This window comes from Plantibacter sp. MCCC 1A11337, assembly GCF_013349365.1.
Lineage (GTDB): Bacteria > Actinomycetota > Actinomycetes > Actinomycetales > Microbacteriaceae > Plantibacter > Plantibacter flavus_A.
Genome location: NZ_JABJWX010000006.1, coordinates 30,143 through 46,072, shown reverse-complemented (window position 1 = coordinate 46,072; position 15,930 = coordinate 30,143). Strand labels below are relative to the sequence as shown.

General features: G+C 70.7%; 12 protein-coding genes. 9 read left to right on the top strand and 3 right to left on the bottom strand.

The genetic code is table 11. From position 1 onward, the window contains the following. Nucleotides 1-39 precede the first annotated feature (39 nt). The 6 genes from ribD (at nt 40) to HOW07_RS18305 (ending at nt 7,326) form a co-directional block, all read left to right on the top strand. Nucleotides 40-1,116, top strand: a complete 1,077-nt coding sequence (gene ribD / locus HOW07_RS18330; protein ID WP_175118184.1) for a bifunctional diaminohydroxyphosphoribosylaminopyrimidine deaminase/5-amino-6-(5-phosphoribosylamino)uracil reductase RibD — start codon at nt 40-42, stop codon at nt 1,114-1,116. A 21-nt stretch (nt 1,117-1,137) separates the two neighbouring features. Further along, entirely contained in the window at nt 1,138-1,833 is a 696-nt protein-coding gene (locus tag HOW07_RS18325) for a riboflavin synthase (protein WP_175118182.1), read from the top strand. After that, entirely contained in the window at nt 1,830-3,113 is a 1,284-nt protein-coding gene (locus HOW07_RS18320; protein ID WP_064294814.1) for a bifunctional 3,4-dihydroxy-2-butanone-4-phosphate synthase/GTP cyclohydrolase II, read from the top strand. Before HOW07_RS18325 ends, HOW07_RS18320 begins: the two co-directional genes overlap by 4 nt. Nucleotides 3,114-3,195: 82 nt before the next feature. After that, nucleotides 3,196-3,666, top strand: coding sequence for a 6,7-dimethyl-8-ribityllumazine synthase (gene ribH, locus HOW07_RS18315; RefSeq protein ID WP_064294813.1), 471 nt, complete (start codon nt 3,196-3,198; stop codon nt 3,664-3,666). A 202-nt stretch (nt 3,667-3,868) separates the two neighbouring features. Beyond that, nucleotides 3,869-5,215 carry an MFS transporter gene (locus tag HOW07_RS18310; RefSeq protein ID WP_064294812.1) on the top strand — a complete coding sequence of 449 codons (1,347 nt, stop codon included), beginning with the start codon at nt 3,869-3,871 and terminating at the stop codon, nt 5,213-5,215. 182 nt (nt 5,216-5,397) lie between these two features. Then, entirely contained in the window at nt 5,398-7,326 is a 1,929-nt protein-coding gene (locus tag HOW07_RS18305) for an ABC transporter ATP-binding protein (RefSeq protein ID WP_175118180.1), read from the top strand. Nucleotides 7,327-7,396: 70 nt separating this feature from the next. On the opposite strand, the gene HOW07_RS18300 is transcribed toward HOW07_RS18305, so the two are convergent. Beyond that, nucleotides 7,397-8,359, bottom strand: a complete 963-nt coding sequence (locus HOW07_RS18300; protein ID WP_175118178.1) for a hypothetical protein — start codon at nt 8,357-8,359, stop codon at nt 7,397-7,399. Between the two features lie 167 nt (nt 8,360-8,526). Then, nucleotides 8,527-10,392, bottom strand: coding sequence for a phosphoenolpyruvate carboxykinase (GTP) (locus HOW07_RS18295; RefSeq protein WP_175118217.1), 1,866 nt, complete (start codon nt 10,390-10,392; stop codon nt 8,527-8,529). Nucleotides 10,393-10,515: 123 nt separating this feature from the next. Between HOW07_RS18295 and HOW07_RS18290 the strand changes: the two genes are divergently transcribed. Further along, nucleotides 10,516-11,973, top strand: a complete 1,458-nt coding sequence (locus HOW07_RS18290; RefSeq protein WP_064294809.1) for a helix-turn-helix transcriptional regulator — start codon at nt 10,516-10,518, stop codon at nt 11,971-11,973. On the opposite strand, the gene HOW07_RS18285 is transcribed toward HOW07_RS18290, so the two are convergent. Next, nucleotides 11,958-13,145, bottom strand: a complete 1,188-nt coding sequence (locus tag HOW07_RS18285) for a DUF4192 family protein (RefSeq protein ID WP_158596611.1) — start codon at nt 13,143-13,145, stop codon at nt 11,958-11,960. The genes HOW07_RS18290 and HOW07_RS18285 overlap by 16 nt on opposite strands. A gap of 223 nt (nt 13,146-13,368) precedes the next feature. On the opposite strand from HOW07_RS18285, the gene HOW07_RS18280 reads away from it, so the two are divergent. Next, nucleotides 13,369-15,093, top strand: a complete 1,725-nt coding sequence (locus tag HOW07_RS18280) for a thiamine pyrophosphate-binding protein (protein WP_175118176.1) — start codon at nt 13,369-13,371, stop codon at nt 15,091-15,093. Nucleotides 15,094-15,127: 34 nt separating this feature from the next. After that, nucleotides 15,128-15,922, top strand: a complete 795-nt coding sequence (locus HOW07_RS18275) for an alpha/beta fold hydrolase (protein WP_371743719.1) — start codon at nt 15,128-15,130, stop codon at nt 15,920-15,922. Nucleotides 15,923-15,930: the final 8 nt, after the last annotated feature.

The following is a 15,930-nucleotide window of genomic DNA, read 5'->3' as shown; positions in this document are numbered from 1 at the left end:
CCCGGAACTCGTGTCAGTACCGACCGAGATGACGGACAGATGAGCGCAGGAACCGAAGCACCGCGGGCGAGTGTCCGCGAGGAGCAGGCCATGCTGCGCGCGCTCGAACTCGCCGCCAACGGCCCCGCCCGCGGCGTCAACCCCCGCGTCGGCTGCGTCATCCTCGACGCCGACGGCACCGTGCTCGCCGAGGGCTGGCACCGCGGAGCCGGCACCCCGCACGCGGAGGTCGACGCCCTGTCCCACCTCGCGCCCGGGGCGGCCCGTGGCGCGACCGCCGTCGTCACCCTGGAACCGTGCAACCACACGGGCCGGACCGGTCCGTGTGCCGTCGCCCTCCTCGAGGCCGGCGTCGAGCGCGTCGTGTTCGCCGTGGACGACCCCGGCCACCACTCCGGGGGTGGAGCGGAACGGCTCCGCGGCGGCGGCGTGACCGTCATCGGCGGCGTGCTCGCCGGACCGGCGGAGGACCTCCTCGGTGACTGGCTCACCACCGCCCGCCTCGGGCGTCCGCTCGTCACCGTGAAGTGGGCCTCCAGTCTCGACGGGCGGATCGCCGCGAGCGACGGCACGAGCCGCTGGATCACCGGCGATGTCGCGCGCGACGACGTCCACCGTCGGCGGGCCGCCCACGACGCGATCCTCGTCGGCACGGGGACGGTCCTCGCCGACGACCCGAGCCTCACCGCTCGCGACGACCACGGCGATCTCCTGCCCGAGCAGCCCCTGCCCGTCGTCATGGGGGATCGCCCGATCCCCCGGGACGCCGCCGTCCACCGCCACCCCCGGCCGGTCGTCCTCCACCACGGGCATGATCCGGCCGCGCTGCTCGCCGAGCTCCGCGCCGCGGGCGTCCGGAGCGTGTTCATCGAGGGCGGCCCGACCATCGCCACGGCGTTCCTCCGCGCAGGACTCGCCGACACGGTCCTCACCTACCTCGCCCCCATGCTCCTCGGCGGCCCTCGCCTCGCGATCGGCGACCTCGGTGTCGACAGCATCGGCGAAGCGATCCGACTCACCACCGTCGGCGTCGAACCACTCGGCGACGACCTCCTGGTCATCACGACACCCGACCGCAGCGCCTCCGCCTCGGCCGCCCACCACCTCACCGCCTGAACCCCAGAGAACGGACCACCCATGTTCACGGGCATCATCGAAGAACTCGGCACCATCGTCGCCATCGACCACGGCGACGACTCGGCACGTTTCACCGTCCGTGGCCCGCTCGCCCTCGAGGGCACCCGGCACGGGGACTCCATCGCCGTGAGCGGTGTCTGCCTCACCGTCGTCGAGCAGACCGGTGAGACGTTCACGGCCGACGTCATGGCCCAGACCCTCGCGATGAGCTCGCTCGACGGCGTCACGGTCGGATCTCCGGTCAACCTCGAACGTGCGGCCCGCGTCGGTGACCGCCTCGGTGGACACATCGTCCAAGGGCACGTCGACGGCACCGGCACCATCCTGGCCACGGTGCCCGGCGAGGCTTGGCGCATCGTGCGCGTCTCGCTCCCCGCGGCACTCGCGCCGCTCGTCGTCGACAAGGGGTCGATCACCGTCGACGGCGTCTCGCTCACCGTCAGCGCCATCAGCGCACCGGACGCACCGGAGGCCTGGTTCGAGGTGTCCCTCATCCCCGAGACGCTGGCCGCGACGACGCTCGGCGATCGGGTCCCCGGCGACCGTGTGAACCTCGAGACCGACATCCTCGCCCGGCACGTCGAGCGCATGCTCGCCTTCAGCCGTCTCGAGTCGGCACTCCCCAGCAACATCGGCCAGGATCCGCAGTCCGCGGACCCGGTCGGCACCACCGCCACCGGAAGGGGCAACGTATGAGCATCGCCAGCATCCCGGAGGCCCTCGAGGCACTCCGCCAGGGCCGTCCGGTCATCGTGGCCGACGACGAAGGCCGAGAGAACGAGGGCGACGTGATCCTCGCTGCGGAGTCCGCCACCCAGGAGTGGATCGCATGGACGGTCCGGCACTCCTCCGGATTCATCTGCGCACCGATGACGAACGAGATCGCCGACCGCTTGGCCCTCCCGCCGATGGTCGCGCTCAACGAGGACCCCAGAGGCACCGCGTACACCGTCACGGTCGACGCGGCCGACCGACTCAGCACCGGCATCAGCGCCGCCGACCGGGCCCACACCCTGCGCGTGCTCGCCGACCCGGCGTCCGTGCCTGCCAGTCTCTCGCGCCCCGGACACATCGTCCCGTTGCGCGCCGTCGACGGCGGGGTGCGCGAGCGCGACGGGCACACGGAGGCGGCCGTCGACCTCATGAAGCTCGCGGGGCTCGTCCCGGTCGGGGCGATCTCCGAGATCGTCGCCGACGACGGCGAGATGATGCGTCTGCCCGGCCTCATCGCGCTCGGCGAGCGGGAGGGCGTGCTCGTCACGACGATCGCCGCGCTCGTCGCGTTCCTCGAGGAGAACCCCGACGCGGCCGCGGTCTGCGCCGAGGAACGCGCCGCCCAGGCGGCCATCCCCGAGTCGTCGAACGTGTCCTTCGAGGTAGAGACGACCGTCCCGACGACGCACGGCTCGTTCCGGTTGCGCGCCTACCGCGACCGCAGGACCGGTGCCGACCACGTCGCCATCATCGCCGGCGACCCGCAGGCCACCGGTGCGCTCGTGCGCGTCCACTCGGAGTGCCTGACCGGCGAGGCGTTCGGCTCGCTCAAGTGCGAGTGCGGTCCGCAGCTCGACAGCGCCCTCGACACCATCCAGCGCCACGGCGGTGTCGTCGTCTACCTGCGTGGGCACGAGGGGCGCGGCATCGGTCTCGTCAACAAGCTGCGTGCGTACCGGTTGCAGGAGGACGGTCTCGACACCCTCGACGCCAACCTCGCGCTCGGGCTGCCGGCCGACGCCCGCGACTACACGGCGGCGAGCGCGATCCTGACGGACCTCGGCATCACCTCCGTGCGCCTGCTCTCGAACAACCCGGAGAAGGAGCGACAGCTCACGAACCACGGCATCGCCGTGAGCGAGCGCGTCCCGCTGGTGGTCGGCGTCGGCCTGTTCAACGAGGGCTACCTCGAGACGAAGCGCGACCGCATGGGCCACAGCATCGGCTTCGAGCTCGCACCGGAACCGCACCCGCACCAGTAGTCCACCATCGCGCCTCGATTCCTCCGAGGAGCGGGAACACCACCAACCCCCGATGCGCTCGGGGACGAAGACAGGAGACCGCATGAGCGGCGAAGGATCCCCCACCATCAGCGTCGACGGCACCGGCCTCGACATCGTCGTCATCGCCGGCACCTGGCACGAGACCATCACCGACGGTCTCATCGCCGGAGCCGTCAAGGCCCTCGATGCGAGCGGTGCCAACCATCGCCTCGTGCGGGTCCCCGGGAGCTTCGAACTCCCGGTCGTCGCCAAAGCCGCCCTCGAGGCCGGGGCCGACGCGGTCGTCGCGCTCGGCGTCATCATCCGCGGCGGCACGCCGCACTTCGAGTACGTCTCCGACGCCGCGACGAGCGGCCTCACCCAGGTCAGCATCCAGACGGGCAAGCCCGTCGGCTTCGGCGTCCTCACCCTCGACGACGAGAAGCAGGGGCTCGACCGCGCGGGGCTTCCCGGGTCGAAGGAGGACAAGGGGGCGGAGGCCGCCGACGCCGCCGTGGCCACCGCGGTCGTCCTCCGCGAACTGCGCGGCTGACCGGAGCGCGTCGCATCACGCGGCATTCCGGTATCGGCATCCGCCCCGCTGGGCAACCGAATACCGGAATGCCGCACTTCGGCGTACAGTGTCATGGTCCTGCCACAAGCGGGCGAACCTCTGATCCTGCCGTCGTCGGCGGGCGTGCGCGACCGGTGCTGATGCTTCGACGGCGTCCATTCCCGAACCGAAACGCGCACGCATGTCTCTCGAAGCAACCCCAGTCACCAAGGCCCCGGTCAATCCGCGCTCTCGTGTCGTCCTCGCCAGCCTCATCGGCACGACGATCGAGTTCTACGACTTCTACGTCTACGCGACGGCCGCCGTCCTCGTCTTCCCGCACCTCTTCTTCCCGAGTGAGGACCCGACCGCGGGTCTCCTCGCCTCGTTCGCCGTGTTCGGCGCCGCGATGGTGGCCCGCCCCGTCGGCGCCGTCATCTTCGGGCACCTCGGCGACAAGCGCGGTCGGAAGGCGACGCTCGTCGGCGCCCTCCTCACCATGGGGATCGCGACCTTCCTCATCGGCCTCCTGCCGACCTACCAGCTCGTCGGCTGGGTCGCCCCGCTGCTGCTCGTGATCCTCCGCATCGGTCAGGGCTTCGCGCTCGGCGGCGAATGGTCGGGTGCCGCCCTCGTGGCGACCGAGAACGCGCCGACCGGCAAGCGAGCCCTGTTCGGCACGTTCCCGCAGCTCGGTGCGCCGATCGGCTTCATCATCGCCAACGGACTCTTCCTGATCATCGCGGCTATCCTGCCGAGCGACGACCCGTCCATGCCGTCCGAGGCGTTCCTCGAGTGGGGTTGGCGCATCCCGTTCCTGTTCTCCGTCGTCATGGTGATCGTCGGCCTCTGGGTCCGACTCCGCCTCGTCGAGAGCAACGCGTTCACGAACGCGAAGGAGCAGGGCAAGGTGCAGCGGTCGCCGCTCGCGAGCGTCGTCAAGTTGCACTGGCGCAAGCTGCTCCTCGGCACCTTCTTCATGCTCGCCACGTACGTCCTCTTCTACCTGATGACGACGTTCTCGCTGAGCTACGGCCGTGCGCCGCTCGACGCACCGGTCGCCGGCCTCGGCTACAGCTACACGACCTTCGTCCTCATGCTCATCGCCGGCGTGGTCTTCTTCGGGATCTTCACGCTCGTGTCCGGCCCCTTCGCCGACAAGTACGGACGCCGGAGGACGCTCATCGTCGTGACGAGCGCGATCCTCGTGTTCGGGCTCGTCTGGGTCCCGCTGCTCGGCGCCGGGTTCACCGGGGTCATGATCTGGCTCATCATCGGGTTCAGCCTCATGGGGTTCACCTTCGGACCGATGGGCGCCCTGCTGCCCGAGCTGTTCCCGACGAACGTGCGGTACACCGGGTCGGGGATCTCGTACAACGTGTCGTCGATCCTCGGCGCAGCGGTCGCACCGTTCATCGCCGTCGCACTGTGGAGTGCCGGCGGCGGCAGCCCGTTCTGGGTCGGCGTCTACCTCTCGGTGATGGCCCTGATCACGCTCGTCGCCCTCATCGTCTCCAAGGAGACCAAGGACGTCGACATCGACGCCTGATCGAGGCGATCACCGAGGGCCGGTGCGTGGAGGACACCTCCGCGCACCGGCCCTTGCTGCGTCGGCGCTCGGCGCGTCGGCTTCGGGCTCGGCGCGTGCGACCGTCGCCTAGAGTTGAACCACGGTGCGCCGTCGCCATGGACGTCTCGGAGCCGCGCACCGCACCTCGGAGGAAGAGCACCATGAGCACCCCAGCGCGCCCGGCACGCAGCCGCAACCCGTTCAGCCGACCGAAGGACGACGGTCCCCGCGCGAGCCTCAAGCAGCTCATGCCGTACATCTTTGAGCACCGCTCGATCCTCATCGTCGTCATCATCCTGAGCGTCATCGGAGCGGCCGCGTCACTCGCCCAGCCGCTCATCGTCAGCCAGGTGATCGGGGTCGTCGAGGCGGGCCGGTCGCTCGGCAACCTGGCGTGGCTCCTCGTCGGGCTCGTCGTGATCTCCGGCGTCATCAGCGGGTATCAGCACTACCTGCTGCAGCGCGCAGGCACCGGGGTCGTCTACTCCTCACGGCGCCAGCTCATCGCGCGCATCTTCCGGCTGCCGATCAGCCAGTTCGACACGCGCCGCACCGGCGACCTCGTCTCGCGGGTCGGCAGCGACACGACCATGCTCTACGCCGTCCTGACGCAGGGCTTCGTGGACGCCGTCGGCGGTGCCATCACCTTCCTCGGCGCACTCATCGCCATGGCGATCATCGACCCCGTCCTGCTGGGTCTCACCCTCCTCGTCGTCATCGTCTCGGTCGTCGTCGTCGTCGCGCTGAGCGGACGCATCCGCGTCGCCAGCCGCGAGCAGCAGACCAAGGTGGGTGAGCTCGCCGCCGCGGTCGAGCGGGCCATCAGCTCCATCCGCACCATCCGCGCGTCCAACGCGACCGACCGCGAGATCGACGCGGTGGACGGCGTGGCCAAGGAGGTCTACGGCGTGGGCGTGCGGATCGCGAAGATCTCCTCGCTGGTCGTCCCGGTCGCCGGCATCGCCATGCAGACCTCGTTCCTGGTCGTCCTCGGCGTCGGTGGGTTCCGCGTCGCGTCCGGGGCCATCACCATCGCGAGTCTCGTCGCGTTCATCCTCTTCCTGTTCATGATGATCATGCCGCTCGGCCAGGCCTTCGGCGCGATCACGAGCGTCAACCAGGCGCTCGGAGCGCTCGGCCGGATCCAGGAGATCCTCGACCTGCCCGACGAGGGCGACGACGACGCGGCCATCGCCGCGCGGGTCGGACGTCCCGGGGCCGCCTCAGCGTCCGCTCCGGCGATCGAGTTCGACGGGGTCGAGTTCGCCTACCCGGACGCGGCGGTCATCGAGCGCGAACGGGCCGCAGCGGAGGCACTCGCGACCGAGGCGCTGAGCGAGGGCACCAGCGCACCGGAGGTCGTCGCCGCCGACGCCGCCCGGCTCACCGAGGCGCAGTCGGCGCTCGGTCGTCAGGTGCTCCGTGGGGTGTCCTTCGCCGCGATGCAGGGCAGACGCACGGCGCTCGTCGGACCGTCCGGCGCCGGCAAGAGCACCATCCTCGGGCTCATCGAACGCTTCTACGACCCGACAGCCGGTGCCATCCGGCTGGGCGGCGTCGACATCCGCACGATCCCCCGCGCCGACCTCCGGGACCAGATCGGGTACGTGGAACAGGACGCCCCGGTCCTCGCCGGCACGCTGCGTGACAACCTGCTGTTGTCGTCACCTGATGCGAGCGACGCCGACTGCGAGCGTGTGCTGCATGCGGTCAACCTCGGCGGGGTCCTCGACCGCAACCCGCTCGGTCTCGCCGCTCCGGTCGGCGAGGACGGCATCATGCTGTCGGGTGGCGAGCGGCAACGCCTCGCCATCGCTCGCGCCATCCTCGCGGCTCCCCCGATCCTGTTGCTGGACGAGTCGACCTCGAGCCTCGACGGTGTCAACGAGCAGATGATGCGGGAAGCCATCGACGCGGTCGCGACGGGACGCACGCTCATCGTCATCGCGCACCGGCTCTCGACCGTCGTCGACAGCGATCAGATCGTCGTCCTCGAGGAGGGTCGGGTGGTCGGCGTCGGCACCCACAGCGACCTCGTGACCGAGGTCCCGCTCTACCGCGAACTCGCCAAGCACCAGCTCCTCGTGTGACGCCCGGTTCATTCGCCCATTTTTGGGCGAATGGGTGCTCCGTCGCCCGAAAATGGGCGAATGAACGGTGTCACGGGCGCCATCCTGCCGCGATGAGGCGCTCGCGTGCTCGGTCGATCGCGACCGCGGCACCCGCTTGCAGGTGGTGTGCGAGGAAGCGGTCGTGGGACCAGCCGAGTCTGGTGACGGCATGGATCCGGTCGACGTCCTTCGCGAACTGCCCCGGGTCGGTGGCGTGCTGGCGCCCGTCGTACTCGAACGCTGCGCGATACGCCGGGTAGGCGAGGTCGAGACGTGCGATGAATCGCCCCCAGCGATCGCGGAGTTCGTGGTTGAGCACCGGCTCCGGGAGGCCGGCACGAACGAAGGCGAGTCGGAGTTCCGTTTCCTTCGGCGATTCGGAACCAGCGCGGATCTGCGGGAGCGCGGCACGGAGTGCCCCCGCGCCGAGATGCCGGGATCCGCTGAGCGCCGCTCCGAGGTCGTCGAGCGAGCAGAGCGCTGGAAGGCGCTGGTTGAGCCACCTGCCGGAGGCACCACGCTCACGGACGAGATGATCGCCGACCGCGATCAGCTCATCGATGTCGAGACTCGGTCCGAGCTGACACCACATGTCGGCGGGACTCACGACCGCGAGCCTCTCGACGAGGATCGGATCGCCGGAGAGGCCCGCCAAGCGATGGCCGACGACCCCGGCAACCCGGGGCGCTCGGTCCGGCGGCCGGACGCCGACGTGCACCTCGTCCCAGCGCAGCCGCGCCGGGAGCGGAGCCTCCAGGAGATGCGCGGCCGACAGGTGCGAGAAGAACTGCGCCGGTGCCATTCGCAAGGCGTACGCCCGACACAGCTCCAGGTGCGCGAGATGACGCTGTTCGGGAGGCAGGTCCGCGCCCCTGCGCGGTGCAGCGAAGCTCCGAACCCCCGGGAACGGTGCCGGGACACGCGTCGTGCGGAGGCGCTCCGGCGAGACGCCCTGCTCCAGCGCCGAGCGGACGGAGAAGGCGTGGTGATCGGGTAGATCGGTCGGCGTCATGCTTCGATCGTCGCGCGATCGGTCGGTCCGCGACCGGCGTACCCTCCTCGTATCGACGAGCCGCCGCGGTCTCCAGCCTGTGGAGCACCCTCGTCACCGGTTCATTCGCCCATCTTTGGGCGCCTGAACCTCCATTCGCCCGAAATTGGGCGAATGGAGGACGAGGATCAGGATCGGAGGCGGTAGCGCAGGGCGGCGAGTTCCGCACGGAGGGCGGCCGGGACGCGGCTGCCGAAGGTGTCGAAGAAGGACTCGGTGAGGTCGCACTCGACGAGCCAGGACTCGCGGTCGACGGCGAACAGGGCATCGAGGTCGGCCTCGGGCACGTCGATGCCGTCGAGGTTCAGCTCGTCGAGGAGCGGCAACCGGCCGATCGCCGACTCCCGTGCGTCGACCTCGTGCTCGAGCCGCCGCACGATCCACTCGACGACCCGGGAATTCTCGCCGAAACCAGGCCACAGGAAGGAGCCGTCGGCGTCCTTCCGGAACCAGTTGACCTGGAAGATCCGCGGCGCCTTGCCGTGCTCGAGTGCACCGCCCACTCGGAGCCAGTGACTCCAGTAGTCCGCCATGTTGTAGCCGCAGAACGGGAGCATCGCGAAGGGGTCGCGACGGAGCTCCCCGACCGTGCCCTCGGCGGCGGCGGTCTGCTCGGAGGAGATCGTCGCCCCCATGAACACGCCGTGCTCCCAGCTGCTGGCCTCGACCACGAGCGGGACGTTCGTGGCACGACGCCCGCCGAAGAGGATCGCGTCGAGCGGGACGCCGTCGGCCGCGTCCCAGTCGTCGGCGATCGACGGGCACTGCGCCGCCGCGACGGTGAACCGCGAGTTCGGATGGGCCGCCGGGCGCCCCGACTCGGGCGTCCAGTCCTGCCCCTGCCAGTCGACGAGGTGGGCGGGCGGCTCGGGGGTCAGTCCCTCCCACCAGACGTCTCCGTCGTCGCGGAGCGCGACGTTCGTGAAGATCGTGTTGCCCCACAGGGTGTCGACGGCTGTCGCGTTCGTGCCGGCGCCCGTGCCGGGCGCGACCCCGAAGAAGCCGGCCTCCGGGTTGATGGCGTACAGACGGCCGTCGTCGCCGGGTCGGATCCACGCGATGTCGTCGCCGAGGGTCTCGACCGTCCACCCGGGGATCGTCGGCCGCATCATCGCGAGGTTGGTCTTGCCGCAGGCCGACGGGAACGCGGCGGCGATGTGGAACGCCCGGCCCTCCGGCGAGACGACCCGGACCAGCAGCATGTGCTCGGCCAACCAACCCTCGTCGCGTCCGATGACCGAGGCGATCCGGAGTGCGAAGCACTTCTTCGCGAGGAGTGCGTTACCGCCGTAGCCGGAGCCGAAGGACCACACTTCGCGCGTCTCCGGGAACTGGACGATGTACTTGGTGTCGTTGCACGGCCAGGCCACGTCGGCCTGCCCCGCGTCGAGCGGGGCGCCGACCGAGTGGACGGTCCTGACCCACGGTTGTCCGTCGGCGATGAGCTCCAGCACGCGGTCACCCATCCGCGTCATGATCCCCATGCTGAGCACCGCGTACGCCGAATCGGTGATCTGCACACCGAGCTGCAAGAGCGGCCCGCCGACCGCGCCCATCGAGAACGGCACGACGTACATGGTGCGACCGCGCATGCTGCCGGCGAAGACCCCGTGCAGTTCGTCACGCATCACCGCGGGATCCCGCCAGTTGTTGGTCGGGCCGGCGTCCTCCTCCTGCTCGGAGCAGATGAAGGTGCGGTCCTCGACGCGCGCGACGTCGCGCGGATCGCTGCGGGCGAGGAAACTGTTCGGCCGCCACTCGGGGTTGAGCTTGATCAGCTTCCCCTCCTCGACGAGCTGGTGGGTGAGCCGGTGCGACTCGCTCGCGGAGCCGTCGACCCAGTGGATCGCGGACGGCTCCAGGAGGGCGGCGAGGTCGTCGACCCAGGCGTGCAGCTCGGCGAGGCCGGTCCGCTTCGGGCGCGGCACCGCTCGGAGCTCCGCGCGGGCGGCGAGGGTGGGTGCGGTATCGGGAATCAGTTCGGCGATGGACATGCGTTCCTCCGGCGTTGGTGGGACGGTCAAGAAGTGGTCGTAGAGCCACCATGCGCCTGATTCTGACGATCTTCGCGGGTGTTCACCCTTCAAGAATCGCGGTTCTTTCGATACGGTGAAGGAATGACGCCGACTCCCGCATCGACCGCCGCTGCCGAACTCCTCACGCTCGGCCATCGGATCCGGCACTTCCGGACCCGGCGAGGCCTGACCCTCGACGACCTCGGCGAACGGGTCGGGCTGGCGGCGAGCCAGCTCTCCCTCATCGAGAACGGGAAACGCGAGCCGAAGCTGTCGGTCCTGCAGGAGCTGACGACCGCGCTCGGGGTCGACCTGACCGACCTGCTGTCGAAGGAGGCACCGAACCCCCGCGCGGCACTGGAGATCGAGCTGGACCGCCTCCAGCGCAGTGCCCTCTACGGCGAGTTGACCCTGCCGATCGTCAAGCCGTCGAAAGGCATCCCCGACGAAGCCCTCCGCGCACTCGTGGGCCTGCACCGCGAACTGCAGCGGCACGCGAGCGAGGCGATCGCGACCCCGGAGGAGGCACGGCGTGCCAACACCGAGTTGCGGGAGTGGATGCGGGAGCGCGACAACCACCTGCCCGAGATCGAGGAACTCGCGGAGTCGCGCGTGCTGCGCGCCGGGCACAGCACCGGCGCACTCACCCACCGCACGGTGAGCATCATGGCGGAACAGCTCGGCTTCGACCTCATCTACGTCAACGACCTGCCGCACTCCGCCCGCAGCGTCACCGATCTCGAGAACGGGCGCATCTACCTGCCACCGGCTTCGATCCCCGGCGGACACGGCCTGCGGTCCATGGCCCTGCAGGCGATGGCGCACCGCCTGCTCGGGCACCAACGTCCGACGAGTTACGCCGAGTTCCTCCGGCAACGGCTCGAGATCAACTACTTCGCTGCGGCGGCGCTCATGCCGCAGACGGCCGCGGTGTCGTTCCTGCAACAGGCCAAGCGCGACCGCAACCTGGCCGTCGAGGACTTCCGCGACGCCTTCGGGGTCACCCATGAGGCCGCGGCGCTGCGCCTGACGAACCTGGCGACCGCCCGGCTCGACATGCGCCTGCACTTCCTGCGGGTCTCCGAGGATGGAGCGATCTCGAAGGCCTATGAGAATGACGCGCTGCCGCTGCCCGTCGATGTGACGGGCGCGGTGGAGGGCCAGATCGTGTGCCGGAAGTGGAGCGCACGGAACGCCTTCGCGCGGACGAACCGCACCACGGAGCTCTACCAGTACACCGACACCCCGGCCGGTACCTTCTGGTGCGCGACGCAGACCGGTACGACCGAGGCCGGGGAGTTCTCGATCTCGGTCGGCGTGCCCTGGGGCGAGGCGAAGTGGTTCCGCGGACGGGAGACCACGACGCGTGCGGTCTCCACCTGCCCGGACCCGACCTGCTGCCGTCGACCGCCGTCGGACCTCGCCGACAAGTGGCGGGAGCAGGCCTGGCCGAGCGCCCGGTTGCACACCCACATCCTCTCCCCGCTGCCGAGCGGCACCTTCCCGGGCGTCGACGACTCCGAGGTCTACGACTTCCTGGAGCGTCACGCGGCGGGCTGATCGCTGGGGGCGGCCACGCCGTCGCGTGTTCCCGGGGTACTGCAGAACGCCCAGGCCGGGAGGTGCCCCTGGCGGATCAGCGACCCGACGGTCGCCGCCAGCGGGTGGTCCAGCTCCTCGTCGACCAGCTCGGCGAGGAAGGTGGTCGCGCGCGTGCTCTGGCCGAGCGCCCACGACAGCCAGGCGAGCATGGCGAGCGGTGCGACGCGTGCGGACTCCGACGCTCGCGCCGCGACGCCGAGGAGCAGGCTGCTCGCTGCACGGATGCGTTGGACGTCGGGATGCGGTCCGTCGCCGACCAGCAGGTGGGCGACCCGATGGAACACCTCCGGGTCGTCCGTCCCGACCGGCAGATGCCCGTACGCGCGTTCGGCGTCGTCGAGTTCCTCGCCCAGCTCGCGCCCGAACGCCCACTGCATGAGTGCGAGATCGCTCGCCCACGGACGTGAGAGGCTCAGCAACAGGAAGGCCACTTCCCGGGCGGTCATCCCCTCGACGCCGCGGGCGAGCGCGTCCTCGAAGACCGCAGGAAGGCCGTCGAGTCGTTCCACGGCGTCTCCGACGTCGATCCGCCAGGTCATGCGGGCACGATCGGCGGCCTTCTCGAGCATGGAGGCCAGTCGCGCGCAGAGCACCCGGTACTCGAGGTCGACGGCTGCGAACGTCGCCACGTCCACCGACGGGACCTCGGTCGTGACGAGCTCCCAGGGGAGCGGTGGGACCGGCGGGACCGCCGCCGAGGCCACGATCGCCGGCGGACGCCCTCCGGCGGGGAGTCCGGGGTCGAGGTAGGAGCCCCAGCCGTCAGCGGCCGAGCAGAGGGCGTCCTTGACCGTGAAGCCCTGCGCGCTCGCCAGCTCGAGGACGGCGTCGGCGATCGTCCTGCCCGGTGGCTCCGCCCCGGCTCCGAACGCGTCGTCCGTGTAGACCACAGGCACGATGGCGTCGACACCCGGTGCCCGGCAGGCGAACCCGAGGGCGCGCTCCGCGGCGGCGTCCGCCACCTGGCGTTCGACGTCCGTTCCGGCCGGCAGGTGCACCTGGAGTGCGCCGCGGCTGTGACGGCCCGCGAACAGGACGACGACGAGACTCGATCTCGGAGTGCTTCCGACGAGTCCGGGGATGAGGGCGAGGAGGTCTTCGGCCGCGTTGGCCTGCACGATGTGGTTCATGGAGCCAGCCTCCGTCGAACCCGGGTCCGACTGTCCGGCAGGCGTCACGGATGTGGAGCGGATGCTGTCGCGGCCGCACTGTGCAGCGCGGTCGCCGCGGAGTAGAGTGTGCTCGTCAGACTCCGCAGCACGGGGGTCGTTGCTCGAAAAAAGGGCGATAGCGCGGCCAGCACCGGCGAGACACACACGGAATCCCATCCGTCCACGTTCTCGAAGGTCTCCCATGTCCGAACACGCTTCGTCGACCGTTCCCACGTCGACCCGCTCCTCCACCGTCTCCGCCCGGGTGGCACAGGCACTCAGCCGCCATATCTCCGAGGTGTTCGGCGTCATGGGCAACGGCAACGCGCACCTCCTCGACGCACTCGCCGCGACCACGACCCGCTTCACCGCCATGCGTCACGAGGCCGGGGGCGTCGCCGCAGCCGACGCCTACGCCCGCGCCGGCGGCGGTCTCGCTGCCGCGACCGCGACCTACGGAGCCGGATTCACCAACACCCTAACGCCCCTCGCGGAGGCGGTGATGGCCCAGATCCCGCTGGTCCTCGTCGTCGGTGACGCCCCGACCACCGGGGCCCGCCCCTGGGACGTCGACCAGTTCCAGATCGCCGCCGGGCTCGGTGCACCGACCTTCACCGTCGGCCGTGACGACGCAACCGCGACCACGCTCCGTGCCATCGAGCACGCCGTCCACCGCCGGACCGCGGTCGTGCTCGCGATCCCCTACGACCTCGCCGCCGTGGCGTCCGACGAGCCGCTGCGGGCGGACGGCACACCGCACCACCCGGCACTCGTCCGGCCGTCCCGCGTGGAGCCCGTCGCGCGGCGCCTGGACACCGCCGCCGCCGCTCTGCGCGGCGCACACCGTCCGCTCATCCTGGCCGGGCGTGGAGCCTGGCTGGCCGACGCCGGCCCGGTCCTCGGTGAGCTCGCGGAGCTGCTCGACGCCCACACCGCGACCACGGCGCTCGGACGCGGGCTCTTCGGTTCCAGCCCCCGTGATCTCGGGGTGGCCGGCGGCTTCGCGACGGAGCACGCCGCGAGGCGTATCGCCGAAGCGGACGTCGTGCTCGTCGTCGGCGCCGGCCTCAACCAGTTCACGATGCGGTTCGGCGAGGCCTTCTCCCCCGATGCGCACGTCATCCAGGTCGACCTCGCCGACGCCCCGACGAACGCCAGGGTCGACGAGCTCATCCACGGTGACGCGGCCCTCGCAGCCGCAGGTCTCCTGGAACGGCTCTCCGACGGTGCGGGGTCCGGATGGGTCACGTCGGCCGGTCACGCCCGCCCAGCACCGCACCTCGACCGCGACCCGGGTGACGGCTCGCCCGGCGACGGACTGTGCGCCGACGGGCGCCTCGACCCGCGCAGCCTCGCGCATCGACTGGACGAGCTGCTCCCGGCCGACCGCACGGTCGTGCAGGACGGCGGCCACTTCATCGGCTGGGCGCCGATGTACTTCGACATCCCCTCCCCCGACCGCCTCGTCATGGTCGGGACGGCCTACCAGTCGATCGGGCTCGGGTTCCCGAGCGCAGTCGGTGCCGCGGCGGCCGGGCACACGGGCACCACCGTCCTCTGCACCGGCGACGGCGGCGGCCTCATGGCGCTCCCCGACCTCGACACCGTCATCCGCACGGTGCCGAGCGGCGTGATCGTGGTCTTCAACGACGCCGCCTATGGAGCCGAGATCCACCAGTACGGCTCGCGAGGACTCGACCGGGCCCCGATGCTCATCGACGAGGTCGACTTCGCCGCCCTCGCGCGGGCGTTGGGTGGCCAGGGCGTGACGATCGACACGCTCGCGGACCTCGACGGACTCACCGACTGGGTCCACGCCGGGGCGCAGGGGATCCTGCTGCTCGACTGCCGCATCTCCACGAGCGTCGTCGCCCCGTACCTCTCCGAGATGATGCACCAGGGACCACGACCGGTGGCCGTCGACTGAGCCTGCGCCGCGCCACCGCGGGTATCGTTGACGGGTGCTTCCTCAGCCTGCCCCGACCGCACCCACCTACGTCATGTCGACGGACGGCATCCGGATCGCGACGTACCTCCACGAACCGGCTCCCGGCACAGGCGACCTCGGTACGATCGTCGCGGTGCACGGCTTCGCCTCGAGCGCCGGCCTCAACTGGGACCTCGCCGGGTGGACGCGCACACTGACGCGTGCCGGGTACCGCCTGCTGAGCCTCGACCAACGCGGTCACGGAGCCTCCGACAAACCGACGGATCCCGCCGCATACCGACTCGACATCCTCGTCGACGACGTCCTGTCCGTCCTCGACGGCTACGGCGTCGACGAGCCGCACTACCTCGGGTATTCGCTGGGCTCCCGGGTGGGTTGGCGGTTGGGCGTCCGACACCCGGACCGTGTGCGTTCCCTCAGCCTCGGCGGTCTCCCCGAGGGCGACTCGCTCCGCGACTTCGACCTGGAGTCGGCCCGTCGCCATGTCAGGACCGGGACGACGATCGCGCACGCCCTGACCGACACCTACGTGACGATGGCAGAGGGCGTCCCGGGCAACGACGTGGAGGCCCTCATCGCCCTGGTGGAAGGCCTCCGCGGAGGACCCCAGCCGAGCACGGCCGAGGTGCCGCCGCTGCCGATGCTGCTCGTGACCGGAGACGACGACGCGGTCGCCGCCGGCAGTCGGCGGCTCGCCGAAGCCGCCGGTGCCCGCTACGTGGGGCTGCCCGGCCGGGAGCACTTCAACGCGGTCTCGTCGCGAGCGTTCAAGGACGCCGTGCTGGCGTTCCTCGCCGAGCAGGGGTAACCGGTCGC